General features: G+C 73.6%; 3 protein-coding genes. 2 read left to right on the top strand and 1 reads right to left on the bottom strand.

What is annotated here, in order from left to right:
• The first annotated feature begins 196 nt into the window (after positions 1–196).
• Entirely contained in the window at positions 197–1,495 is a 1,299-nt protein-coding gene (locus AB0E67_RS36185; RefSeq protein WP_362035076.1) for an aldolase, read from the top strand.
• A gap of 28 nt (positions 1,496–1,523) precedes the next feature.
• Here the strand turns inward: AB0E67_RS36185 and AB0E67_RS36180 are convergent, their stop codons facing one another.
• On the bottom strand, positions 1,524–2,552 hold the full coding sequence (locus AB0E67_RS36180) for a LacI family DNA-binding transcriptional regulator (RefSeq protein WP_362035074.1): 1,029 nt from the start codon (positions 2,550–2,552) through the stop codon (positions 1,524–1,526).
• A 204-nt stretch (positions 2,553–2,756) separates the two neighbouring features.
• Between AB0E67_RS36180 and AB0E67_RS36175 the strand changes: the two genes are divergently transcribed.
• Positions 2,757–3,686 carry an ROK family protein gene (locus AB0E67_RS36175; protein ID WP_362035072.1) on the top strand — a complete coding sequence of 310 codons (930 nt, stop codon included), beginning with the start codon at positions 2,757–2,759 and terminating at the stop codon, positions 3,684–3,686.
• Positions 3,687–4,116 lie beyond the last annotated feature (430 nt).

Here is a 4,116-nt window from a genome sequence, read left to right as displayed (position 1 = left end):
AGATCAAGGCCCGCAAGGGCTGACGACGCGGGCTTCCCCTGCCGTTGTCCCGGTCCGGGGCCGTGTGGTGACTTCCCACCACACGGCCCCGGACCTCTTCCGATCACCATTGACGCCGAATCGACGGCCTTATAGCTTCACTATCCGGATTGTTGATTCCGCTAAGCGAAAACCGTCTGATGGTGGAGGGTGTGCAATGGGTCAGCAGGAGCAGGTGGCGACGAGCCTCGCCGGCACGGTCGGCGAGGAGATCGGCGCCTCCCTCACCGCCGTCGACGCCGAACTCGCCCGCCGCTACCCGGGAGATCCCGGCACCCGCCAGCCGGTCCACACGGTCTACGTCCCCGGCGCCACGTTCACCTCCGGCACCATCCGCTCCTGGGGCGACCAGGCGCTGAAGGCGCTCGACGAGCACGCGCCCGACGCGGCGTCGTTGGCCGCGGTCCTCGGCATCCCGGACGAACTCGCCGTCCCGGTCCACGACCGGGTCCGCGCCAAGCTGGAGCGCGAACCCGTCGAGGACCTGCGCATCGACTTCGAGGACGGATACGGCTCGCGCCCCGACGCCGAGGAGGACGAGACCGCTGCCCGCGCCGCGCGGCTGGTCGCGGAGGCGTACGCGAACGGCACGGCCGCGCCGTACATGGGCGTCCGCATGAAGTGCATGGAGGCCGCCGTGCGCGACCGGGGCATCCGGACCACGGACATCTTCCTCACCGGTCTGATGCGGGCGGGCGGGCTCCCCGACGGACTGGTCCTCACCCTCCCCAAGGTGACCTACCCCGAGCAGGTCACCGCCTTCGTGCGGCTCCTCGAGGCGTTCGAGCAGACGCACGGACTGCCGGCCGGGCGGATCGGCTTCGAGATCCAGATCGAGACCAGCCAGTCCATCCTGGCCGCCGACGGCACCGCCGCCGTCGCCCGCATGATCGACGCCGCGCGGGGCCGGGCCACCGGACTGCACTACGGCACCTTCGACTACAGCGCCTGTGTCGGCGTCAGCGCCGCGTACCAGGCGAGCGACCATCCGGCCGCCGACCACGCCAAGGCCGTCATGCAGGTCGCCGCCGCCGGTACCGGCGTACGGGTCTGCGACGGCTCCACCAACGTCCTCCCCGTCGGTCCCACCCATAGGGTCCACGAGGCATGGCGGCTCCACCACGGTCTCACCCGCCGCGCCCTGACCCGCGCCTACTACCAGGGCTGGGACATGCACCCGGGGCACCTGCCGACCCGGTACGCGGCCGTGTACACCTTCTACCGCGAGGGCCTGGAGCAGGCCGCCGCGCGGCTCGCCGCGTACGCCGCCAGGACCGGCGGCGACGTGATGGACGAACCCGCCACCGCCAAGGCGCTCGGCGGATACCTCCTGCGCGGCATCGACTGCGGCGCCCTGGACGCGGTCGAGGTCGCCCGGCTGACCGGGCTGACGCGCGCGGACCTGGACGCGTTCGCCGCGCCGCGCCGGGCCGGGCTCACGGTGACCGAGCCCTGACGGCGGCGCCCCGGACGCGCCGCGCGGCTCAGGCGGGCGGCAGTTCGCCCGAGCCGCGCGGGACGAGCGTGGTGGGCAGTTCGACGCGCACGGGGGAGTGGTCCGCGCCGTCGAGACGTCGGAAGAGGTGTTCGGCGGCGGTGCGGCCGACGGCGGCGGCGTCCTGCGAGATGACGGTGATGCCGAGCAGATCGGCCAGTTCGATGTCGTCGAAGCCGACGAGGGCGACCGGGCGTTCCCGCTCCGCGAGGACGCGCACCGCCGTCACCGTCACGCGGTTGTTGCCCGCGAACAGCGCGGTGACGGGCTCGGGGCCGGACAGCATCCTCTCCACGGCGGCCCGGACCCGCCCCGGTTCGGTGGACCCGAGGGACACCCAGGAGTCGTCGACCGCCGTCCCGGCGTCCGCCATGGCCGCGTGATAGCCGCGCAACCGTTCCGTGGCGGTGTGGATGCGCGGCTGGTCGCCGATGAAACCGATCCGGCGATGGCCGTGCGCGATGAGATGGGCGACGCCCTCCCGGGCGCCGCCGAAGCTGTCGGAAAGGACCGTGTCGGCGTCGATGCGGCCGGCCGGCCGGTCCACGAAGACGGTGGCGACACCCGCCTTCATCTCCGGTTCCAGATAGCGGTGGTCGTCCCCGGCCGGGATCACGATCAGACCGTCCACCCGGCGTGCGCACAGCGCGAGCACCAACTCCTGCTCGCGCTCCGGGTCCTCGGCGCTCGACCCGTTGATGAGCAGGGCGCCGTGCGCCCGGGCGACCTCCTCGACCGCGCGGCTCAGCGGCCCGTAGAACGGGTCGGCGAGGTCCTCGAGGACCAGCCCGATGGAGGCGGTACGGCCCTTGCGCAGCACGCGCGCGCTGTCGTTGCGGCGGAAGCCGAGTGCCTCGATGGCCTCCTGGACCCGGCGCTCGGTGTCCGGCGTCACCCCCGGTTCGCCGTTGACCACCCGGGAGACCGTCTTGAGGCCGACTCCGGCGCGCGCGGCCACGTCCTTCATGGTCGGCCGGTTGCCGTAACGGGGCTCGGGGTGACGGGCGGTCTCGGCCACGGTGCGCTGTCCTTCGTCGGGTGCGGGGTCCGGCCTGGGCCGTGAGCGGCGCCGTGGCGCGGACCGGATGCTGTGCCGTCGAGCATAGGGCCTGGACAACGTTGTCAACTGAATGGAGACTGGGCGGACGTTCACCGGGGCCGGACCGCGTCCGAACCGAGCCCCGCACGTCCCGCCCCCTCCCGAGCCCACGGAGCCGCACCGATGCAATCCGACCTCGTCGCCGCGCTGGACATCGGTGGCACCAAGATCGCCGCCGCGCTGGTGGACGGCGGCGGCGGGCTCCTCGCGCGGGCGCAGCGGCCGACACCCGCACGGGAGGGGGCCGAGGCGGTCATGGGTGCGGTGGGGGAGGTCCTGGCAGAGCTGTCCGGGTCGCCGATGTGGGGGCGGGTGACGGCCGTCGGCATCGGCAGCGCGGGTCCGGTGGACGCCTCCGCCGGTACGGTGAGCCCCGTCAACGTTCCAGGCTGGCGAGATTTCCCGCTGGTGGAACGCGTCGGCGAGGCGGTCGGCGGACTGCCGGTCGAACTCGTCGGCGACGGGGTCGCGATGACGGCGGCGGAGCACTGGCTGGGTGCGGCGCGCGGTCATGACAACGCCCTGTGCATGGTGGTGTCCACCGGTGTCGGAGGGGGGCTCGTCCTCGGCGGACGACTGCACCCCGGTCCCACGGGCAATGCCGGGCACATCGGTCATGTCAGCGTGGAGCTGGACGGCGACCCGTGCCCCTGCGGCTCGTACGGCTGTGTCGAGCGCATCGCCAGCGGGCCGAACATCGCCCGCCGGGCGTTGGAGAACGGCTGGCGGCCCGGACCGGACGGCGACGTCTCGGCCGCGGCCGTGGCCGCCGCCGCGCGCACGGGGGACCGGATCGCCCTTGCCTCGTACGATCGGGCCGCGCAGGCGCTGGCGGCGGGGATCGCCGCCACCGCGGTGCTCGTCGAGATCGACATCGCGGTGATCGGCGGGGGAGTGGCCGGATCGGGCGACGTTCTCCTCGCTCCCCTGCGCCGGGCCCTCGACCGGTACGCCACGCTCTCCTTCGTGCGGCGGCTCACGGTGGCTCCCGCGGTGATGGGCGCCGACGCGGGACTGGTCGGGGCCGCGGCCGTCGCGGCCCGGCGGGGCTAGTGCCGCTCCCGGCAACGTTTGCCCCGTCGCGCCGCCCGGCACTTCCCCGAGCTCTCAGCTTCGTTCGAGCAGGGGGACCCCATTGCTCGCGGCGTTGGCCAAAAGCCCACGTAGCCCCTTCCCCGAGCTCTCGACTTCGTTCGAGCAGGGGGGACCCCATTCGAGGGCTTGTGGCCGCCTTGCGATCGCACGCACGGACGACGCTCCTTCCGGGCAACCCTTGCCGGTCACGGCACGAGCAGGGCCGCCGTACGACCGTCGCGCCGAGTCCGTCGCCGTCGGCTCCGGACTCGCGGGTGCGGTCCCGGTGTTCACGGGCGACGGCGTCGCGGTCACCGTCGTCGTGGCGGTCGCGGCCGCAGGCGGCGCGGTGGTTGCCTTCGCGCCCGGACGGGCTCCGCCGCGTCGCCGATTCCCGCGCCGGTGAGGG

It is taken from the genome of Streptomyces sp. NPDC032161 (assembly GCF_040636995.1).
In the GTDB taxonomy this organism is placed as follows: domain Bacteria; phylum Actinomycetota; class Actinomycetes; order Streptomycetales; family Streptomycetaceae; genus Streptomyces.
Note: the sequence above shows the minus strand (reverse complement) of the source record. Positions and strands in the feature narration are given on the sequence as shown.

Coding starts and splice junctions, on each gene's coding strand:
- AB0E67_RS36175 (WP_362035072.1), top strand. CDS start 2,757: ATGCAATCCGACCTCGTCGCCGCGCTGGACATCGGTGGCACCAAGATC.
- AB0E67_RS36185 (WP_362035076.1), top strand. CDS start 197: ATGGGTCAGCAGGAGCAGGTGGCGACGAGCCTCGCCGGCACGGTCGGC.